Source organism: Photobacterium sp. DNB23_23_1, from assembly GCF_052873815.1.
The window spans coordinates 15,055-36,036 of sequence record NZ_JBNNXT010000050.1 but is presented as its reverse complement, the minus strand read 5'-3'; the positions used below and the strand labels follow the sequence as shown (position 1 = coordinate 36,036).

Genomic DNA, 20,982 nt, shown 5'->3' with positions numbered 1-20,982 from the left:
TTGAGGCTATCCATAGCGATGTGACTGTCTGAAAGAGTAACCTCAATTAGATCATATTTTTACTTAGATTGGTATAAGCCTATTCCTCAAGCTTAAACACGACCTCAACACGATCACGGATGGTGATCTGGGTATCCTGATAGCTGACGGCATTCTCCGGTGCGGCGTCCATTGCCATGCGCATCACCATAGGACGAGACTGGCTGACCTGATAAGAGATCTGCCATACTCCATCCAAGGACTCACCAAACCCTTTAGCGAGCGATTCCGCCTTGGCAATGGCATCTTTGATTGCAGCCTGACGCGCTTGCTCCATATACTCGTCTTCGTTGCTAACCTTAAGCTCAATATTGTTGATGCGGTTGATACCGTCACCCAACGCGCTATCAAGGTAAGTATTAAGGTTACCCAGCTCATTCACCGTCACCGTTACATGGCGGCTAGCACGGTAGCCCTTGAGCTCCGGCTCTTTGTCTTTCGGATAGCGATACTGAGGCTGCAGGCTGATATTGGCGCTTTGGATTTGATTGCGATCCAAGCCCTGCTCCAGCAAGCGCGCCACAAATGCTTCAACGGCTTTATCCACTGCCTGCTTGGCGTATTTTGCCGTTGGACGGATCTCTTCGACAGCAACGGCAAACACCGCCATATCCGGCAGGGCTGTGATCTCGCCATTACCGGTTGTCTGCAAATGCGGAACACTCACCGTGGCTGCAGCCATACCACTGGTACCCAACAAACCCAACCCCAACATTACTGCGACAAGTTGTTTTTTCATCTGGCCTATTCCTATTTTATTAATCTATTTTTTCATGCGTTGTCCATACGACAACGGACAGAGACAAAAAATTCCCTTGATTGATAATTTTTTGTACATTGTTTTATATTTTATTGCGGCAGGACTTTCCCAGCATACTGAGTCATCTGTTCAGACAAGTCAGACAATACCCCACTTTCCAGTGCCCAGTGATGCCAATACATTCTGCGAGTCAGGAAAATATCCGGAGTCAGGTTAACCAATGTTCCTGCATCAAGCTCCTGCTGGATTTGGATCCGAGGAATAAGGCAATAGGCGATGCCCTCCACCGCCATCCTGACAAAGGCCTCCGACGAACGCACCGTGTGCTTCATGACACTGCCAAAAGGCAGATTGAAATGCTGATGGATAAATCGCTCGTGCACATCATCGTGATAATCGAATGCAACACCGGGTGCGGCCAGCAAGGTGTCGCGGTTTACCCCTTGGGAGAAATACTTATCAACGAATGACGGACTGGCCACGCAGAGGAAATCCACCCTGCCAAGATAATCAGCCACACATCCCGGCATCGGGGTAGACTCCATACTGATCGCCCCAACCACCTCGCCACCGCGCAGCTTATCCAGAGTTCGGGATTCATCTTCGATCATCAGATTGAGCTCAATCCGCCTTGAGCGCAACAAAGGACTCAGTGCAGGCAACAACCAAGTGGCCAGACTATCGGCATTGGTCGCGATAGAAACCGACAATGGCTGGCTGCTTTCATCCGGTGTCAGCTCGGGTAACAGCTCTTGCTCGAGCAGGCGCACCCGACGATACAGCCCCAGTATTTTTTGTCCTGCCGCTGTTGGGCGTGGCGGCTGCTCCCTGACCAGCATGGGTTGGGCCATCAACTTTTCCAACTGCTTGATCCGCTGTGACACCGCCGATTGGGTAATACACAAGTACTCTGCTGCCCGCTCAAATCCCCGTTGGGATATCACCGCATCAAGCGCTTCAATCCATCGATAATCCAGTCCTCGCACCTTTTTTCACCTACTTTGTATCTGTATCGCGCCTTCATTAGAAAGTCTAATATTACATAAATTTTATTAGTTGTACTTAACAGTAGTGGCAAGAGTATGCTTGCGCCAACACTTTCAATCCGGCCTCCCAGATACAGGGAGAAACCGAAATATCAGATAATAAGGTAAGCAGTAAAATGAGCATTTGGGCGTTATTACAAGGATTTGGACTCGGCGCATCGATGATTATCCCGATAGGGGCACAGAACGCCTTCGTGCTCAATCAGGGAATAAAGCGCAATCACCACCTCACCACCGCGGCCATCTGCAGCGTACTTGATACCTTGTTTATTAGCCTAGGCATCTTTGGTGGCGGGGCATTGCTATCCAGCAATGAGACCTTGCTGACCAGTGTCACTGTCGGCGGGATCCTGTTCTTGACCTTCTATGGCTGCCTGTCATTAAGTAGCGCCCTTAGCAAGCCTTCCAAGCAAGAGCAGAACAAAGAGGTATTGGCCCGCGGCCGCCGTGCCGTAATCCTCGGTGCACTGGCTGTCACCGTGCTTAATCCACACATGTACCTCGACACTGTGGTCATTCTGGGCTCTATCGGCGGCCAATTTGAAGGCAATGACCGCGTGGCCTTTGCCATCGGTACCATCCTGGCATCGTTTGTCTGGTTTTATACGCTATCGCTGGGCGCCGCTAAATTAGGGCCGGCATTGTCAAAACCCAAAGTAAAAGGCGGAATCGACCTCGCCGTTGCCGCTATGATGTTCTTCATCGCCAGCCGTCTGGTACAAGAATTATGGAGCCAATATGCAGTCTGAGAAGTTAGAACAAATTTACCTGAGTAATCTGGCCTTGTTTGGGCAAACCAGTGTCAGCTACCAGCAGTGGCAACATGAAGCCATTTTGGATTATGAGACCGATGAGAAAATTGCCAACGAGCTTGGCTGGACAGCCGCTCCGACCAAGAGTCTGTTCATGCGCCTCAAGGGCGGTGGCCACAGTCTGTTGCTGACTCACCGCGACAGCCGGCTCGACAGTAAACTGGTCAAGCAGGTACTGGGAAAGAAAGTGTCAGTGTGCAGTCATGAAGAAATGACTGAGGTGATAGGCTGTGTACCCGGCGCAGTCTGTCCGTTCGGCCTGCCGGAAGAGATCTCCCTGTTGATAGATCCGGTTCTTTACCAGCATGACGAGCTGATGTTTACCCCGGGCAAGCCGGAGCTAACCTTTGCCTTTGCCAGCCGCGATCTCGATAAGCTACTGTCGGCACTGCCAAATACAGTGATCCCGCTGCCGAGTTAATAATACCAACCTACATAAATATTTGATCAGTATTGCTAGTTAAAATCGCACATAAAAAAATGGAGCCATGCGGCTCCATTTTTTGTTGGTATCGATATTACTGCTCGAGAGCCTTGTTGAGGTGGACATCCATCTGCGGATACGGGATCCCGATGTTTTCTTTATCCAACTCTTCTTTGATAGCCAGCATCAAATCGAAGTATACCGCCCAGTAATCTGCGGTATTCACCCAAGGACGTACCGCGAAATTAACGGAGGAATCAGCCAGTGCCAATACACCCACCGTTGGCTCAGGATCTTTCAAGATACGCGCATCGGCTTCTATCACCCTAGTCAGCACCGCTTTGGTATGCTTGAGATCGGCATCATAAGAAACACCAATCACCAAGTCGATACGGCGGGTTTTATGGCGTGAATAGTTGGTGATTGGGCCACCAATAACCCCCGCATTCGGCACTACCACCATTTTATTGTCAGGGGTTTTCAGGATGGTAGAGAACACTTGGATCGACTCGACCGACCCAGATACCCCACCAATCTCAACAAAATCGCCCGACTTGAACGGACGGAAGGCAACGATCAATACACCGGCAGCGAAGTTTGACAGCGAGCCCTGCAAAGCCAAGCCAACGGCCAAACCGGCGGCACCGATCACGGCAACGACGGATGCCGTCTGTACACCGACGCGGCCCAAAGCAGCAATCAGTACAATCACAAACAACAGGTAACGCACCAGCGATTGGAGAAACTCAACAACCGCCTCGTCCATATCTTTTCTGCGCAGCATTTTTGCCACGCCATTGGCAATGCTCTTGGTGATGATATTACCAATAAACAGGATCAACAACGCAGATAGGATGTTCACCCCGTACTGGATCAGTAGTTCCTGATTGTCAGCCACCCAAGTACCGGCATTGAGCACGCCATTGGTCAAATCATTATCTTTGATGGTATCCACCACCGTATCTGCAACACCTGTGACGGTATCCGTTACGGTATCTGTAACACTACTCTCACTCATACCTTTCTCATCCTGCAAATATTATTTCCTTTCCCATCCCTAAAACTCGCGGGAGCACAAATAATCATAGGCTTAATTATGAAAATTACTTATGCAATCACCACTATAACAGTGATTAATTGATTTTGTTGAGCACTAAAAGCGATTTTTCGCACCGAACAATACTGCTCGTCTAAAAAATCGCCAACAATAAATTGGGAGGGTTCACAAACAAATGACAGGCATAAAAAAACCCGCCGTAGCGGGTTTTTTCTTAGCTTAGCGCAGGACGTAAAATTATAGTACGTCGATAGCGTTAAGGTCAGAGAATGCTTTCTCTAGGCGAGCAACCATTGAAGACTGACCAGCACGTAGCCATACGCGAGGATCGTAGTACTTCTTGTTTGGCGCAGCTTCACCAGTTGGGTTACCGATCTGGCCTTGTAGGAAGTCACGGTTTGCAGCTTCGTATTGACGAACGCCATCCCAGTTAGCCCACTGAGTATCAGTATCGATGTTCATTTTGATAACACCGTAGCCGATAGACTCTTGGATTTCTGCTTCAGAAGAACCAGAACCACCGTGGAATACGAAGTTTAGAGCGTTAGGTGCAATACCGAACTTCTCTGCACAGTATGCTTGAGAGTCACGTAGGATAGTTGGAGTCAGTACAACGTTACCCGCTTGGTAAACACCGTGTACGTTACCGAAAGATGCCGCGATAGTGAAACGAGGGCTGATAGCAACTAGCTTCTCGTAAGCGTAAGCTACATCTTCAGGAGAAGTGTATAGCTCAGATGCGTCCATATCAGAGTTATCAACGCCGTCTTCTTCACCACCAGTACAACCTAGTTCGATTTCTAGTGTCATACCCATCTTAGCCATACGCTCTAGGTACTTACCAGAAATCTCGATGTTCTCTTCTAGAGACTCTTCAGAAAGGTCAATCATGTGAGAAGAGAATAGAGGCTTACCAGTCTGTGCGAAGAACTCTTCACCCGCGTCTAGTAGACCGTCGATCCATGGAAGAAGTTTCTTAGCAGCGTGGTCAGTGTGAAGAATTACTGGCACACCGTAAGCTTCAGCTACAGCGTGTACGTATTTAGCACCAGCAACAGCACCTTTAATTTGTGCTTCTTGACCTTCTAGCTTCAGGCCTTTACCAGCGAAGAATGCAGCACCGCCGTTAGAGAACTGAACAACAACTGGTGCTTTAACTTTTGCAGCAGCTTCTAGAACAGCGTTTACAGAGTCAGTGTTAACAACGTTAACCGCTGGAAGTGCGAACTTGTGCTCTTTAGCAATTTCAAAAACTTTCTGTACGTCGTCGCCAGAAATAACACCAGGTTTTACAAAATCGAAGATCTTAGACATAACAATAGTCCTATTTGCCTTGTTGTCTTATAAACAAAAAACTGTGCAATCGTTTGCGAAACGCCCGTATTCTACAAAAACATGACATCATTCACAAACGATTAGTGCGGAAGTGCTTTGCCGGAACTCCCGCCCTCAATTTAATTAAGCTTTTGCACGCTCTTCTAGCATCGCAACAGCTGGAAGTACTTTACCTTCAACGAACTCAAGGAATGCACCGCCACCAGTCGAGATGTAAGAAACGTCAGCTTTGATACCGAACTTGTCGATAGCTGCTAGCGTGTCACCACCACCGGCTACAGAGAAACCTGCAGATTCAGCGATTGCTTTAGAGATACCCGCGGTACCCGCTTCGAAGTTCTTGAACTCGAATACACCTACAGGGCCGTTCCAAAGGATAGTTTTTGCGTTGCCGATGATTTCAGCTAGTGCAGCCGTTGAATCTGGGCCAAGGTCGAAGATCATGTCGTCGTCTTGAACTTCAGAAACTTGCTTGATTTCAGCTTCAGCGTTCTCGTCGAATGCTTTTGCACAAGCAACGTCAGTTGCAACTGGGATAGCACACTCTTTCATTAGCTTCTGCGCGGTTTCAACTAGGTCTGCTTCGTAAAGAGACTTACCTACGTTGTGGCCTTCAGCTGCGATGAATGTGTTCGCAATACCACCACCAACAACAAGTTGGTCAGCAATTTTAGATAGCGACTCAAGTACAGTTAGCTTAGTAGAAACTTTAGAACCACCAACGATTGCCACTAGCGGACGTTCTGGGTTGTCCATTGCTTTGCCTAGTGCTTCTAGCTCAGCAGCAAGAAGAGGACCCGCACATGCTACTGGCGCGTAAGTACCTACACCGTGTGTAGATGCTTGTGCACGGTGAGCCGTACCGAATGCGTCCATTACGAAGATGTCACACAGTGCAGCGTACTGCTTAGATAGTGCTTCTTCGTTCTTCTTCTCGCCTTTGTTGAAGCGAACGTTTTCAAGAACAACTAGCTCACCAGCGTTCAGCTCTAGGCCGTCTAGGTAGTCTTTTGCTAGTTTAACGTCGCAATCTAGCGCGTCGTTTAGGTAGTTAACAACAGGCTGTAGAGAGAACTCTTCCGCGTACTCGCCTTCAGTTGGACGACCCAGGTGAGAAGTAACCATTACTTTAGCGCCAGCTTCTAGGCACTGCTTGATAGTTGGTAGCGACGCAAGGATACGCGCATCAGAAGTTACTTTACCGTCTTTTACAGGAACGTTTAGGTCAGCACGGATGAATACGCGTTTACCCGCAAGTTCCAGATCAGTCATCTTGATTACAGACATGGTTTGTCCTCTCAACATTAAATTAATTTAAAATCAAAGTTTTTATCGGCCCAGCGTCACTGCCAGACCCTAATAATTCGTTATAGCTTATCGCAAACCGCTGAGCTTTGCTCACCAGCCACTTCGGCTGTGTCGGCCGCATTCATTGCCAAGGCGGTGTCTAGCATTCGATTGGCGAATCCCCATTCATTATCACACCAGACCAACAGCTTAATCAGGTGCTGGTTACTTACTCGGGTCTGGGTACCGTCGACAATCGCGCTATGGGGATCGTGATTGAAGTCTACAGAGACAAGCGGCACTTCGGTATAATCAACAATGCCATCTAATGTACAACGAGATGCCTCGGCCAGTGATTGATTTACGTCATTAACTTTCACATTTGTTTTTACAGTGACACTCAAATCCATCGCGGTGACGTTAATTGTCGGTACGCGCACAGAGATCGCTTCAAATTTGTCAGAAAATTTCGGAAATATACGGCCAATCCCCAGGTGAAGCTTAGTATCAACAGGAATAATTGACTGGCTGGCAGCTCGGGTACGGCGTAGATCGCTGTGGTAAGCATCGATGACTTGTTGGTCATTCATTGCCGAATGGATGGTGGTAATGGTGCCGGATTCGATACCGAAGGCGTCATCCAGCACTTTGATAACAGGGACAATACAGTTGGTGGTGCAAGAGCCATTAGAGACAATATTGTGCTCAGGCTTGAGCGAGTCGTGGTTCACACCATAGATAATGGTATTGTCGATATCATTTGCAGCAGGATGGGAAAACAACACTTTTTTGGCGCCCGCTTTGATATGGGCTTCGCCGTCGGCGCGACTGCCAAAGATACCGGTACAATCCAAGACAATGTCGACATCTAGATCCTTCCAGGGCAGCAAGTGGATTTCGTTTTGGTGAAGAATACGGATACTGTCTTTCACGCCGTTTTCATGAGCAATAAAAAGATGCTCCTGATCATGGCTGACAGGCTTAAAAAAGCGTCCATGGCTGGTGTCATACTGGAGCAAATGAGCCATACCTTCAGGCTCAGCCAGTTCATTGACCGCCACGACTTTGATGTGATGATCTTTACCGCTTTCGTACAGTGCCCGAAGCACACTGCGACCAATACGGCCAAATCCATTAATTGCGACTTTTAGTGTCATATCCGTGCTACAAAATTAATAAGCCGCGTTAGTGTATAACAAGCACCTCTGAGAATCACCATAAATGTGAGCAGAGTCACCCAAGCAACCAAACCACCATTACTTCAAGAGCTTACAATTAAAACCACGCATTCTAACGGGTCTTTACCAGCAATACCTTACGTGACAATGGTCTCATTTTATATAAAAAAAGACCCCTGTCCGGGGTCTTTTTTTTAACCTTCGAAATAAATCGCTACGTGAACAGCACTCAGCGACTTAATTCTAATCACGCTTATGCCAACACTTCTTTCGCCGTGTTAACCACGTTCTCGGTAGTGAAGCCGAACATCTTGAATAGTTCACCTGCAGGGGCAGATTCACCGAATGTCGTCATACCGATGATCTTGCCACCAAAGCCAACATACTTGTACCAGAAGTCAGCAATACCCGCTTCAACAGCAACACGTGCCGTTACATCAGATGGCAATACTGCTTCACGATAAGCCGCATCTTGCTTATCGAACAAATCTGTCGATGGCATAGATACTACGCGTACCTGCTTACCTTCAGCCGATAGTTGGGCTGCTGCTTCAACTGCTAGCTCAACTTCAGAACCCGTTGCGATAAGGATAAGCTCTGGCTTGCCTTCACAATCTTTCAGGATGTAACCACCCTTGGCGATGTCTGCAACCTGTGCTTCTGTACGCTCTTGCTGTGCCAGGTTCTGACGCGAGAAGATCAGTGATGTTGGGCCGTCTTTACGCTCGATAGCCAGTTTCCAAGCCACTGCAGATTCAACCTGATCACATGGACGCCATGTGCTCATGTTTGGTGTTAGACGAAGTGATGCAATCTGCTCAACTGGCTGGTGAGTCGGACCATCTTCACCCAGACCGATAGAGTCGTGTGTGTAAACTTGGATGTTCTGCACTTTCATCAGTGCCGCCATACGCATTGCGTTACGCGCGTATTCCATGAACATTAGGAAAGTTGCACCGTATGGTACAAAACCACCGTGAAGAGCAATACCGTTCATGATCGCGGTCATGCCGAATTCACGTACACCGTAGTGGATGTAGTTACCAGAGAAGTCATTCGCTTCTAGTGACTTAGAACCAGACCACATCGTCAGGTTAGAAGGCGCCAGATCAGCAGAGCCGCCCATGAACTCAGGAAGCATCTGGCCAAACGCTTCAAGCGCGTTTTGAGAAGCTTTACGTGATGCGATGTTGGCAGGGTTAGCTTGCAGATCAGCGATGATAGCGTTCGCTTTCTCTTCCCACTGTGCAGGTAGATCGCCATTCACACGGCGCTTGTACTCAGCGGCTAGCTCAGGATAAGCGGCTTCATAAGCGGCGAACTTATCGTTCCATGCCGCTTCTTTCGCTGCGCCAGCTTCTTTCGCATCCCACTCAGCTGCGATATCAGCAGGGATCTCGAATGGGCCGTGGTTCCAGCCAAGGAACTCGCGAGCCGCTGCGATTTCGTCATGACCCAGTGGTGCACCGTGACAGTCATGCGTACCCGCTTTGTTCGGTGAACCGAAGCCGATAATCGTCTTGGTACAGATAAGAGTCGGACGTGGGTCCGCTTTTGCCGCTTCAATCGCAGCGTTGATCGCGTCAGCGTCGTGGCCGTCAACAGCAGGGATCACATGCCAGCCGTATGCTTCGAAACGCTTAGGCGTATCGTCAGAGAACCAACCTTCAACTTCACCGTCGATAGAGATGCCGTTGTCATCCCAGAAAGCAACTAGCTTGCCCAGACCCAATGTGCCAGCAAGAGAACACGCTTCGTGAGAGATACCTTCCATCAGACAGCCATCGCCCATGAACACGTAAGTGTGGTGGTCAACGATGTCGTGGCCTTCGCGGTTGAACTGGGCTGCAAGGGCTTTTTCAGCCATCGCCATACCCACACCGTTTGTGATGCCCTGGCCTAGAGGACCAGTCGTTGTTTCAACACCCGGTGCGTAACCATATTCTGGGTGGCCAGGTGTTTTTGAGTGTAGCTGGCGGAAATTTTTCAGATCGTCGATAGACAGATCGTAGCCAGTCAGGTGAAGCAGAGAATAAATCAGCATTGAACCATGGCCGTTTGACAGGATAAAACGGTCGCGATCAGCCCACTCAGGATTTTGTGGGTTATGGTTCATGTGGCCACGCCACAGTACTTCAGCGATATCAGCCATACCCATAGGTGCACCCGGGTGGCCAGAGTTAGCTTGTTGAACACCGTCCATGCTTAGGGCACGGATTGCATTAGCAAGATCTTTACGAGAAGACATGTCTGCTCCAGAAATTCGTAGACGTTGAATATTCGGCTACCCTTACCATCAATGATTCAGGCTAGCCGCAGTTCGGCGGGCGGGTATTGTCGCAAAGACTGGGCTATAACTGCAAACGATTTCCTGAGAAAAATAAGTTCTATATCAAGGTCATGGTTGTCATGCCACATCCGTACTCAAGGCAACTAACTGTAATAAAAGCGTTACAGGGAAAACGTTTGCTTTCTTTTGGCCAAAATATCCCTACTTGTTGCAAGTTGATTTTTAACCAGTAAAAGGTATTATGGCCGTCTAGACGGAGGTAGCTCTATACATACAAACGTATATCCGTACGCAACTGCGTGATTGATATCATAAGCATATAGAGCTCAAGTTTTTCAATTAACATATTTTTATGGGAGCGCTCATGGCGAAGCACCTGTTTACTTCTGAATCTGTATCAGAAGGCCATCCAGACAAAATTGCAGATCAGATTTCAGATGCAGTATTGGATGCGATCTTGGAGCAAGATCCGAAAGCACGTGTTGCGTGTGAGACTTACGTAAAAACCGGTATGGTGATGGTTGGTGGTGAAATCACCACTTCAGCATGGGTTGATATCGAAGAAATCACTCGTGAAACCGTACGTGAAATCGGTTATGTAAACTCAGAAATGGGTTTCGATGCTAACTCTTGTGCGGTACTAAGCGCAATCGGCAAGCAGTCTCCAGACATCAACCAAGGTGTTGACCGTGAAGACCCACGCGAGCTAGGTGCTGGCGACCAAGGTATCATGTTCGGTTACGCAACAAACGAAACTGACGTACTGATGCCTGCACCTGTGACTTATGCCCACCGCCTCGTTGAGCGCCAAGCAAAAGTACGTAAAAATGGTGCCCTACCTTGGCTTCGCCCTGATGCGAAAAGCCAGGTAACGTTTGCCTACGACCAAGGTAAAATCGTTGGTATCGATGCAGTAGTACTTTCTACTCAGCACTGCGACAGCATTGAACTACCAGTACTGCAAGAAGCAGTAATGGAAGAAATCATCAAGCCAGTTCTTCCTTCAGAGTGGCTGAACAAAGACACCAAGTACTTCATCAACCCAACCGGCCGTTTCGTAATCGGTGGCCCAATGGGTGACTGTGGTCTAACGGGTCGTAAGATCATCGTAGATACCTACGGCGGCGCAGCTCGTCACGGTGGCGGTGCATTCTCTGGTAAAGATCCATCGAAAGTTGACCGCTCGGCAGCATACGCAGCACGTTATGTAGCGAAGAACATCATCGCTGCAGGCATGGCTGACCGTTGTGAAATCCAGCTGTCTTACGCTATCGGTGTTGCCGATCCAACATCTATCATGATCGAAACATTCGGTACTGAAAAAGTGTCTCACGATATCATCGTAGAAGCAGTACGCCAGCACTTCGACCTGCGCCCATACGGTCTGATCGAAATGCTTGACCTACTTAAGCCTATGTACAAGAAGACAGCGGCATACGGTCACTTCGGTCGTGAAGAATTCCCATGGGAAAAAACTGACAAAGCGGACATCCTGCGCGACTTCGCCAACATCAAGTAAGCGTTAAGTTTGTTAGCTACAGTCTGATTGTAAAAAGGAAGCTTCGGCTTCCTTTTTTAGCATCTGGCTATTGGCTATTGGCTATTGGCTATTGGCTATTAAGGAGGATTAACTCCGACTAAGCCATATCAAACCTTTTGTTTTCCTTGGTCCCGCTTTTCCGAGGGCCTTGTGCCTCTAGCCTCATGTCCGCTGACCTCTTATACTCCCCCTCTCCATCAGCAAACCCTGAAAATATAATGACTACCCTGCAAAACCAAGTTATCGAACGCGTAAAGCAATGTATCTCACTGGCCAACCAGCGCCTCAACAAGCGTTTAACTACGCCTGAAGTACGTTTTAACCAGCGTGGGAAAATTGCCGGCAGCGCCCGGTTACAAGGTTGGGAAGTCCGGTTCAATCCGGTGTTGCTCGAAGAAAACCCAGATGCTTTTTTAAATGAAGTGGTTCCTCACGAAGTCGCTCACCTAGTGGTGTTCAAACTGTTTGGCAAGGTCCGTCCGCACGGCAGGGAGTGGCAGGTCATCATGCAAGAAGTGTTCGCTGTTACCCCTCGCACCACCCACAGTTTTGATGTCAGCTCGGTACAGGGCCAAACCTTTCATTACCGCTGCCAGTGCAGCGATCACCAAATGACTGTCCGCCGCCACAATAAGATCCGGCGCGGGCAAGCCCATTACCGCTGCCGCCAGTGCGGCCATACACTGGCTTTACAGCAGCAGGGACAATAGACCGAGGCATCTCAGCCTCTTATCCATTGAACATTCCTTGTATGGGAAGCGATTATCTGCGCGCACTACAAAGTCAAGCATGTCGCACAACTTTGCACGCACAAAAGTGCGAACTAAAAACAATTCAAAAATAGCGGTTTAATTTCCTTTTACCCTTGTTTTTCTCCCTTACCGCGTCCATCTCTTTACCAACCGCCTGCAATCAGCCAGAGAGTTGATATAATGCAGCCAGATAACAACCAACGGGTTACAAGATAGCCATGAGAATCCCACGAATTTACCACCCGGAGTTATTGCCAAGCTCTGGTATCGTTTCGCTCAGTGATGAAGCCGCTAACCATGTCGGTCGCGTCATGCGTATGCAGGCCGGACAGGAAGTGCTCCTTTTTGACGGCAGCAATGCTGAATTTCCGGCCGTGATCTCCAATGCCAGTAAAAAGAACGTGGAAGTGGAGATCCAGGCGCGCAATGAAGTCAGTGTCGAATCACCACTGGATATTCATCTTGGCCAGGTTGTTTCCCGTGGTGAAAAGATGGAATTTACCATCCAGAAATCCGTCGAACTGGGCGTCAGCACCATTACGCCCCTCATTTCAGAGCGCTGCGGGGTGAAGCTAAACGCCGAGCGTTTCGAGAAGAAATTGGCACAGTGGCAAAAAATCGCGATTGCAGCTTGCGAACAATGCGGCCGAAACGTGGTACCTGAAATTCGCCCAATCATGAAACTGGAAGAATGGTGTGCCGAAGAGTACGACGGCTTGAAGCTAAACCTGCACCCTCGTGCAACTTACTCGATTAACACCCTGCCAGAGCCTGTGACCAAAGTGAAGCTACTGATCGGCCCTGAAGGCGGTTTATCCGCAGACGAAATTTCAATGACCGAGCAATACACCTTTGATGAGGTATTGTTAGGCCCGCGAGTGCTGCGTACCGAGACGACAGCAATGACCGCGATCACCGCATTACAAGTTCGCTTCGGCGATCTGGGCTAACCAAGAGGAATACAGCAATGATCAAACTGGGTATCGTGATGGACCCAATCGAGTCTATCAACATTAAAAAAGATTCCAGCTTTGCCATGATGTTGGAAGCCCAGCGCCGTGGCTGGGAAATCCACTACATGGAAATGAACGACCTGTCTCTAGAGCAAGGAAAAGCGATTGCCCGCACCCGTGTAGTTAGCCTGAAAGAAGATCCAAGCAGCTGGTTCGAATTCCACAACGAACAAGAAATTGCACTGTCAGATCTCGATGCGGTATTGATGCGCAAGGATCCGCCATTCGACACCGAATACATCTACGCCACCTACATCCTTGAGCGTGCCGAAGATGAAGGCGCCCTGATCGTCAACAAACCACAGAGCCTGCGTGACTGCAACGAAAAGCTATTCACCGCTTGGTTCCCTGAGTTAACGCCAACGACTATCGTTACCCGCCGTGCCGACAAGATCAAAGCTTTCCACCAAGAGCACGGGGATGTGATCCTCAAGCCTCTCGATGGGATGGGCGGCTCGTCCATCTTCCGTGTAATGAAAGGCGATCCGAATGTTTCGGTGATCATCGAAACCCTAACCAATATGGGCCAAAACTATTGCATGGCACAAACCTTCGTGCCTGATATCAGCAATGGTGACAAACGTATTTTGGTGGTCGACGGCGAGCCAATGCCTTACTGCCTAGCCCGTATCCCGGCCAAAGGCGAAACCCGTGGTAACCTGGCTGCTGGCGGTCGTGGTGAAGCGCGCCCTATCAGCGAAACCGACCGTAAGATCGCTGAGACGGTTGCCCCGGTACTGAAAGAAAAAGGCCTGATCTTCGTAGGCCTCGATGTGATTGGCGACAAGCTAACAGAAATCAATGTCACCAGCCCAACTTGTATCCGCGAAATAGAAGCGGCCTTTGATATCTCTATCACAGGCAAGCTGATGGATGCCATCGAGCGACGCATCAACGCATAGTTGGCGACTCAACGCAGCCCTGCTCCATACAGCCATGCGGCATGGACTGGGGCTGTGTTAATTTTTAAAATCCGTTCCCTTTAATACCAATTCTGTAAATTAATCGGCATACTGTAAGTAAGTCGATCGGTAGTAGGTATCTTTCCATGAACTTGACTAACCACTTTCTGGTAGCCATGCCAAGCATGCAAGATCCAAACTTCAAAGGAAGTGTTGTCTACATTTGCGAGCACAACGACGAAGGCGCAATGGGCATCGTCATCAACTTGCCGATTGAAATTTCGGTGGGCAATATGCTTGATCAAATAGAGATTGAGCGTGAACTTCCGGTCAGGGATCCATCCAGCCTAGAACAGCCCGTATTTAATGGTGGCCCTGTTTCTGCCGATCGCGGTTTTGTTTTGCATAACCGGGTTGGCCGCTTGAGCTCAAGCATTGATGTCACCGCTGACGTCTCCATCACCACTTCCAAAGACATCCTCTCGCTACTCGGAACCAGTGAGTCGCCAGACCATTTTCTGGTTGCTCTGGGCTATGCAGGCTGGGATGCCGGACAGCTTGAAAAAGAACTGATAGAAAATGTCTGGCTAACAACGGAAGCCAATACCGATGTGGTGTTCAATACCCCCGTCAATGAACGCTGGAACAAGGCAATTGCCCAACTGGGGATCAATGCCACTAACCTTTCTACAGAACAAGGACATGCATGAGTCATTCTCGCAGCGTACTCGCTTTTGATTACGGTACGAAAAGCATTGGTGTTGCCATCGGCCAGGAGCTGACCGGCACCGCTAGCCCACTAGGGGCTCTGAAGGCTAAAGATGGGATCCCTAACTGGGACGACATTGAAAAAATCATCAAAGAATGGCAACCGGACTTGGTTGTTGTCGGCCTTCCGCTAGATATGCGAGGCGGTGAACTGGAAGCCATCACCCCAAGGGCCAAAAAGTTTGCCAATCGCCTGCACGGTCGATTCGGCTGCCAGGTCGAATTACATGACGAGCGCCTGAGCACCGCAGAGGCTCGCTCCGATCTATTCGATCGTGGCGGCTACCGCAACCTCAGCAAAGGCAATATCGACTCCCAATCAGCTGTTGTGATCCTCGAAAGCTGGTTCGAGCAGCAGTACGGTTAATACAAGCTCCTGAGTCCCCATCTAAAAGTAATAGCCCTCCCAACTATGTACTCTATAGTAGGGAAGGCTCGTTCAGCCTGTGTACAGAAATCAACACTAACGACAGATAAACGTCATAGATTTGCAATTTAAAAAAACTAATCTACGCATCAGTTCCCATAAAGCTCTGTAAGTATGCTGTCAGATCGTCGTTTTCGTACCTCACTACTCTCAATAATTGCCGAAATCGGCCTCACTGGCACCCGCATTGCCCTTGCTATCTTTACTGGTAGTGCCGCCTTGCTGGCAGATGCTTACCACTCAGTTACCGACTTTTCCGTTTCTGTTATCTTACTGTTATGCCTCATTATTCGTCTTTGGTGTGAGCGAACCAACAACGCCAAGCTAAAGGCGCGAGCGGGTACAATAGAGTCGTATTCAGTTATGGCGGTGTCTGTCGTAATCTTGATGGTGCCATTCCAATTGCTGCAAACGATATCCGGCATCGATGCAGGAGACATCGGCAACCTTTGGATTGGTATCTTCGGAGTATTGGGGATCATTATCCTCAACCTGTTCTTTGCCAAGCTTAAAGTGCATGTAGGTAAAGAAACCAACACCTTAAGCATTGAAGCGGACGGCCACCATACCTTTGTCGACCTCATGACCTCCGTTGCGGTACTGTGCTCACTGATCGGCCTACTGATCGGCATTAATATCGATGAACTGATCGCGATTGCGATCGGGGTGATGATCTGGATCTCTGGGGTTGAACTGTTTTTTTCTGGCTATCAAAGCCTAAAGCAAGGTGAATGGACAGAAAGCTCGTTGTTTGGGCTGCTAACCCGATACCTGCCTATCGACCAGTGGCGCCAAACGCTTGCGCATACACAACTCAAGCAGCGCCTACTAAACCGCAAAAGCCTAGGCTCACTGGCAGCCATTGCGTTTAGCCTTTACATGGCAACAGGCCTGACTATCATTCCCCATGGCTACAGCGGCATTAAGCACCGCCTATTTGCCATCGTCGATACCGGCCTACAACCAGGCTTACACTACCACCTTCCACAGCCATTAGGCTCAATTGTTAAGGTCTCGGAAGGGGACGTGCGCACCGTAACTATCAGCCCAAACCAATCCTCATACACACGCAGAGCGCAGCAAAATCAGTGGTTTCAAATCGTACCTAGCCGCGCCCACCTTGATGATACTGACTATCTGCATACCGGAGATGACAGCCTGATCTTTATTGAAATGGCTCTACAATACCGTTTGCTCGATGCCGCGGGGTCTTACTACGATTACCAAGATATCGATCAAATCATCACCAACCTCGGTGAGAACGCGCTTTGGCAACACGCGGCAACGACCAAGTATGAAGGGCTGCTACTGGCAAGCCAAGATACCTTTTCAAACAAACTAATTGAAACCCTGAGCCGTAACCTCGACCAACTCGATATTCCAGTAGAGGTCACGGGCGCTTATATTCAAAAGTCGCAGCCCCCGGCCTCTATGGTGAAAGTATATCGAGATGTACTGAACGCATTTCAAACCAGTCATAACGCAGTAAATGTCGCTATCGGTGAGCGCTGGTCCGATTTACCGCTTGCTCAAGCGCAAATCAATATCGATCAGGCCCGAATAGAGGCCAAGGCCGTCGAATCCGTCCTGCACGCCGAGGGCGATGCGGATCACTTTACTCAGCTGGCAAACGTGCATAAAGACAGCCCAGAAGCTCTCTACTTTGAGCTGGGCCTGCGGGCATCTACCGCTGCGCTTGCCAATAAACACCTGACAATCACAGATAGCCGAATCGACCGACAAGATTTCCGTGTTTGGCAACTCCCTTTACAGCTTGAGCAACAACCTCAAATTTCAGAAACAGAGTAATTTCAGATGAAATGGACCATTTTGCTCGCCGCAATCGGCGCATACCTGCTATCAACCTGTTTGGTTATCGTCAACGAAACCGACTATACCGTGATCAGCCAGTTCGGCCGCCCGACCCGCGTGATAGATCAGGCGGGCTGGGCCATCAAGTGGCCAACCCCGATCCAAACCGAGACCATTGTTGATAAGCGGATCCAACTGCTCAACCTCGATGCAACGGAATACGGCACCCGCGATCGCCGTAATGTGGTCACCGAGGCATTTGTGATCTGGAAAATCAGTGATCCCCTGCTCTACCTCACCAGTGTGCGCACTACCGATATCGCTGAGCAACGGCTAGAAACGATGATCAACGCCGCGATTGGCGCAGGCATTGCCAACATCAACCTAAGCCAGATCTACAGTGAAGACGCTGAAGACCATCGCCTTGAGGCCCTATTTGCCGATATTTCCACTTCTGTAGCGCAAGCAGCACAAAACGAACTGGGTGTAGAGGTACAAACGGTAAAACCGAGCCGATTTGGCTTCCCATCGCAGAACCTCAGCGCCATCTACGATCGCATGGAATCAGAGTGGGACAGGCTGGCTAATCAGTACCTGGCGGAAGGCGAAAAACGCGCTTCTGAGATCAGAGCAGATACCGAGCTGGAAGTTCGACAACTGTTAGCTTCTGCCTATCGCGATGCACAACAGATCCGTGGCGAAGGCGAAGCCAGTGCCGCTGCCCTCTACGCCGATGCCTACACCCGTTACCCTGATTACTATAAGTTCATCCGCTCTATGGAATCCTATCAGGAGATCTTCAACGACAATACGCGGATGGTGTTATCCACCGACACCCCGATTTTTGATGCTCTGATGCAACCCCCAGGTACGGCCGCCCATGCTAACTAAAGACATTAAACATACCGCCTCGGTAATAAAAAAGACCGTACTGTTTGTTCTACTTGGCGTACTCCCGGTCATTTACGTCCTAAGTGGCATCTTTGTGGTTAATACCGAGCAGCGAGCGATCGTAACCCGGTTTGGCCGAATCGTCGCCGACAATGTTATGCCGGGGCTCCACTATCGACTTCCTTGGCCTATCGATGCAGTTGAAAAAGTCGCGACAACAGAATTAAGAACGCTTTATATTAACTATGGCGAACGCTCAAGACGCGCTTATTTACAGCCTGAAATGGTTACAGGGAATGGTGACTTAATTGATGTGGAATATGAAATACAATATAACATCCCTTCACCAGGTCTATACCAGTTCACCACAGCTGTCGCCGAAGAAATCATTGAACGATTATCAATTAGCGAAACCATATACTTTATTTCTCAAAATGAATTTGAATCATTATTAATAAGCCAGCGAAATGCGCTTCAAGTACATGTAAAAGATAAGTTACAAACAATAAGCGACAAACTCCAACTTGGTATGAATATAAACTCGGTGCTTATTCGTCATATCGATGCGCCACGTAACATTAAAAACACATTTGAAAAGCTGCAGAATGCACCAGCAGAGAAGCAAACCCTAATAGAGCGCGCTGAAAACAACCGGACAACCCGTATTATTATGGCGCAAAGTGATGCCGCAAACTTAATAACAGCAGCCCGCAGTGACGCTACTGAGACAAAAGAGAACGCTTCTGGCGACCATATTAGGATGACAACAAAAATAGCGCAGATCGAACGCTCACCTATGCCAGAAATAAGTATGCTTGAAGAGTACACAGACTATGTCAGTAATATGTTACCAAGTATCGACATGCAGCTGGTTATGAACAATGAAAATTAAAATAAAAAAAACAAACTACCTTTTTAAATTCAATTTATAGCAAGATAATGCAAAAAATAAATATTTACTTCATACAAATATAATATTTCAACATTATATTCTATCGCTTGAAAAAACAACTACTAACTATAAAGGACATAGTGGTGAACTATAAATTATCTGCGATGGCGTTAGCTACCTCGCTTATTCTTACTGGCTGTATGAGTAGCAGTGATAGCAATACAGATGGCGGTTCAAATCCCCTTCCAAAACCAACAACAGCCAAAAACGTCATTCTGATGATTTCCGATGGAGCCAGTGATGGTGCATGGGATATTGCTTCATTTTACACCCACGGCCAAATGGCTAACGAAGTTGCACCGCTAAAAGATATGCCTCACCGCTATGCAATGACGACATATCCACTGAACCAAAGTCTTTCACCACCGATATTTGGCGGTTGCAACGACAGCAATACGGAAGATGTTTTAACCCCTAAGTTCACTTACGACCCTGAAAAAGCCTGGAGTGATAAGCGAGTTGATGATCCAGAAGCCCGCCGCATGTTTGAAGGTTATGAATACCTAGACACGAACTGGACCGACTCCGCAGCAGCGGGCACTGCGATGGCAACCGGCACCAAAACTTATATTAATGGTATTAGCGTTGATGGCTGCGGCGACCCACTTAAGCTTATCACCGAATACGCAAAAGATGCAGGTAAGAGCACAGGGGTTGTGACCTCGGTGAACCTAGCCCATGCCACGCCTGCAGTATTCGGTACAAAAGATACCACGCGTCTCTTTATGAATAGACTAACTAGCGGCATGCTGAGTCTAGGTCACCTTGATCTTATTATGGGAGCGGGCCACCCCGACTACGACGATGACGGTGTACGTACAGATAGTCCAAACTTTGCCACTATCAGTGAAGATGATTGGGCAAGCGTAACAAGTGGGCTACTGTTCCCAGCTGGCAGCGAGCTACCTTGGGGATTCATGGATACCCTATCTCAGTTCGAAGCATTAGCAGGTGATTATGCAGCCCCAGCACTGATGGAAGGGCCACTACTGGCAATACCTCAGGTCAAACAAACGTTGCAACAGCGCCGTACTTGCACCGCCGAAGAGCGCATGGAAGCTTTCGCCTGTAAGGAAATTCCAGATATGCCAACGCTGGAAATGATGACTAAAGGTGCTCTAAACTACCTAGGCCAAAACGAGAATGGCTTCTTTGTCATGATCGAAGGCGGCGCCGTTGACTGGGCCGCTCACGATAACGATACCGGTCTGATCATTGAAGAGCAGACAGACTTCCATGACTCTATTAGTGCGGTAATGGAATGGGTTGAAACCAACAGTAACTGGGATGAAACTCTGCTTGTTATCACTACCGATCACGGTAACTCATATGTACTGGGTGAAACATCTGACCTAGAAGCATACGCCCCTGTTAACGAAAGCAATGTTGGTACGACACCTGAAGTAAAATACTATAGTGGTGACCACACCGCTGAACTGGTTCGCGTTTATGCAAAAGGCTTTGGCGCAACGCGCTTTGAAGAGCACTTTGATGGCAACGACCCTTACTACGCTGATAAATATCGCAATGAAGGTGCAACCGGTGAGTACTTCGACAACACTAACATCTTTGATGTAATGAAATCAGTAATGTTCGAAGCGGTAAACCCGATGTAAGTTAGAACATAGTTGAACATAGCTAAACATATTGTTTGACATTAAGAGCCTGCTATATCTTTAGCAGGCTCTTTTATTTAT

Annotated in this window: 19 protein-coding genes; 12 read left to right on the top strand and 7 right to left on the bottom strand. The window is 48.5% G+C overall.

Annotation, left to right across the window (positions count from 1 at the left end; translation table 11 throughout):
- Nucleotides 1–79 precede the first annotated feature (79 nt).
- Together ACVA53_RS22100 and ACVA53_RS22095 are read right to left on the bottom strand one after the other, a co-directional pair.
- Nucleotides 80–778 carry an oxidative stress defense protein gene (locus ACVA53_RS22100; RefSeq protein WP_446506277.1) on the bottom strand — a complete coding sequence of 233 codons (699 nt, stop codon included), beginning with the start codon at nucleotides 776–778 and terminating at the stop codon, nucleotides 80–82.
- 110 nt (nucleotides 779–888) lie between these two features.
- Nucleotides 889–1,785: a LysR family transcriptional regulator ArgP gene (locus ACVA53_RS22095; RefSeq protein ID WP_446506276.1), complete on the bottom strand. Its 897-nt coding sequence runs from the start codon at nucleotides 1,783–1,785 to the stop codon at nucleotides 889–891.
- Nucleotides 1,786–1,961: 176 nt separating this feature from the next.
- Here ACVA53_RS22095 and ACVA53_RS22090 point away from each other — a divergent pair, with 176 nt between their 5' ends.
- Both ACVA53_RS22090 and ACVA53_RS22085 read left to right on the top strand, forming a co-directional pair.
- Nucleotides 1,962–2,594, top strand: a complete 633-nt coding sequence (locus ACVA53_RS22090; protein WP_446506275.1) for a LysE/ArgO family amino acid transporter — start codon at nucleotides 1,962–1,964, stop codon at nucleotides 2,592–2,594.
- The gene (locus ACVA53_RS22085) at nucleotides 2,584–3,078 is read left to right on the top strand and encodes a YbaK/EbsC family protein (RefSeq protein WP_446506274.1); all 495 of its coding nucleotides are present in this window, start codon (nucleotides 2,584–2,586) and stop codon (nucleotides 3,076–3,078) included. The genes ACVA53_RS22090 and ACVA53_RS22085 overlap by 11 nt, the downstream gene beginning before the upstream one ends.
- A 97-nt stretch (nucleotides 3,079–3,175) precedes the next feature.
- Here the strand turns inward: ACVA53_RS22085 and mscS are convergent, their stop codons facing one another.
- The 5 genes from mscS to tkt form a co-directional block, all read right to left on the bottom strand.
- Nucleotides 3,176–4,099 carry a small-conductance mechanosensitive channel MscS gene (gene mscS, locus ACVA53_RS22080; RefSeq protein WP_446506273.1) on the bottom strand — a complete coding sequence of 308 codons (924 nt, stop codon included), beginning with the start codon at nucleotides 4,097–4,099 and terminating at the stop codon, nucleotides 3,176–3,178.
- A 276-nt stretch (nucleotides 4,100–4,375) separates the two neighbouring features.
- Nucleotides 4,376–5,452: a class II fructose-bisphosphate aldolase gene (gene fbaA, locus ACVA53_RS22075; RefSeq protein ID WP_255041146.1), complete on the bottom strand. Its 1,077-nt coding sequence runs from the start codon at nucleotides 5,450–5,452 to the stop codon at nucleotides 4,376–4,378.
- Nucleotides 5,453–5,596: 144 nt separating this feature from the next.
- Nucleotides 5,597–6,760 (bottom strand): phosphoglycerate kinase, encoded by a 1,164-nt coding sequence (locus tag ACVA53_RS22070; RefSeq protein WP_255041147.1) that lies wholly within the window; start codon nucleotides 6,758–6,760, stop codon nucleotides 5,597–5,599.
- 80 nt (nucleotides 6,761–6,840) lie between these two features.
- On the bottom strand, nucleotides 6,841–7,917 hold the full coding sequence (epd, locus tag ACVA53_RS22065) for an erythrose-4-phosphate dehydrogenase (RefSeq protein ID WP_446506272.1): 1,077 nt from the start codon (nucleotides 7,915–7,917) through the stop codon (nucleotides 6,841–6,843).
- A gap of 274 nt (nucleotides 7,918–8,191) precedes the next feature.
- The gene (tkt, locus tag ACVA53_RS22060; RefSeq protein ID WP_446506271.1) at nucleotides 8,192–10,186 is read right to left on the bottom strand and encodes a transketolase; all 1,995 of its coding nucleotides are present in this window, start codon (nucleotides 10,184–10,186) and stop codon (nucleotides 8,192–8,194) included.
- Between the two features lie 406 nt (nucleotides 10,187–10,592).
- On the opposite strand from tkt, the gene metK reads away from it, so the two are divergent.
- The 10 genes from metK (at nucleotide 10,593) to ACVA53_RS22010 (ending at nucleotide 20,901) form a co-directional block, all read left to right on the top strand.
- Complete coding sequence (metK, locus tag ACVA53_RS22055) at nucleotides 10,593–11,747, top strand: methionine adenosyltransferase (protein ID WP_255041150.1); 1,155 nt, start codon at nucleotides 10,593–10,595, stop codon at nucleotides 11,745–11,747.
- Between the two features lie 239 nt (nucleotides 11,748–11,986).
- The gene (locus ACVA53_RS22050; RefSeq protein ID WP_446506270.1) at nucleotides 11,987–12,478 is read left to right on the top strand and encodes a SprT family zinc-dependent metalloprotease; all 492 of its coding nucleotides are present in this window, start codon (nucleotides 11,987–11,989) and stop codon (nucleotides 12,476–12,478) included.
- 260 nt (nucleotides 12,479–12,738) lie between these two features.
- Complete coding sequence (rsmE, locus tag ACVA53_RS22045; protein ID WP_255041152.1) at nucleotides 12,739–13,470, top strand: 16S rRNA (uracil(1498)-N(3))-methyltransferase; 732 nt, start codon at nucleotides 12,739–12,741, stop codon at nucleotides 13,468–13,470.
- 17 nt (nucleotides 13,471–13,487) lie between these two features.
- On the top strand, nucleotides 13,488–14,435 hold the full coding sequence (gene gshB / locus ACVA53_RS22040) for a glutathione synthase (RefSeq protein ID WP_446506269.1): 948 nt from the start codon (nucleotides 13,488–13,490) through the stop codon (nucleotides 14,433–14,435).
- A 146-nt stretch (nucleotides 14,436–14,581) separates the two neighbouring features.
- Nucleotides 14,582–15,145: a YqgE/AlgH family protein gene (locus tag ACVA53_RS22035; RefSeq protein ID WP_255041154.1), complete on the top strand. Its 564-nt coding sequence runs from the start codon at nucleotides 14,582–14,584 to the stop codon at nucleotides 15,143–15,145.
- A complete protein-coding gene (gene ruvX, locus ACVA53_RS22030) occupies nucleotides 15,142–15,570 on the top strand; it encodes a Holliday junction resolvase RuvX (RefSeq protein ID WP_107349959.1) in 429 nt (142 codons plus the stop codon). The genes ACVA53_RS22035 and ruvX overlap by 4 nt, the downstream gene beginning before the upstream one ends.
- Nucleotides 15,571–15,744: 174 nt before the next feature.
- Nucleotides 15,745–17,439 carry a cation transporter gene (locus ACVA53_RS22025; RefSeq protein WP_446506268.1) on the top strand — a complete coding sequence of 565 codons (1,695 nt, stop codon included), beginning with the start codon at nucleotides 15,745–15,747 and terminating at the stop codon, nucleotides 17,437–17,439.
- A 6-nt stretch (nucleotides 17,440–17,445) separates the two neighbouring features.
- Nucleotides 17,446–18,333, top strand: coding sequence for a protease modulator HflC (gene hflC / locus ACVA53_RS22020; RefSeq protein ID WP_446506267.1), 888 nt, complete (start codon nucleotides 17,446–17,448; stop codon nucleotides 18,331–18,333).
- On the top strand, nucleotides 18,323–19,225 hold the full coding sequence (gene hflK, locus ACVA53_RS22015; protein ID WP_446506266.1) for a protease modulator HflK: 903 nt from the start codon (nucleotides 18,323–18,325) through the stop codon (nucleotides 19,223–19,225). Before hflC ends, hflK begins: the two co-directional genes overlap by 11 nt.
- 143 nt (nucleotides 19,226–19,368) lie before the next feature.
- Nucleotides 19,369–20,901 (top strand): alkaline phosphatase, encoded by a 1,533-nt coding sequence (locus ACVA53_RS22010; protein ID WP_446506265.1) that lies wholly within the window; start codon nucleotides 19,369–19,371, stop codon nucleotides 20,899–20,901.
- The last annotated feature ends 81 nt before the right edge of the window (nucleotides 20,902–20,982 follow it).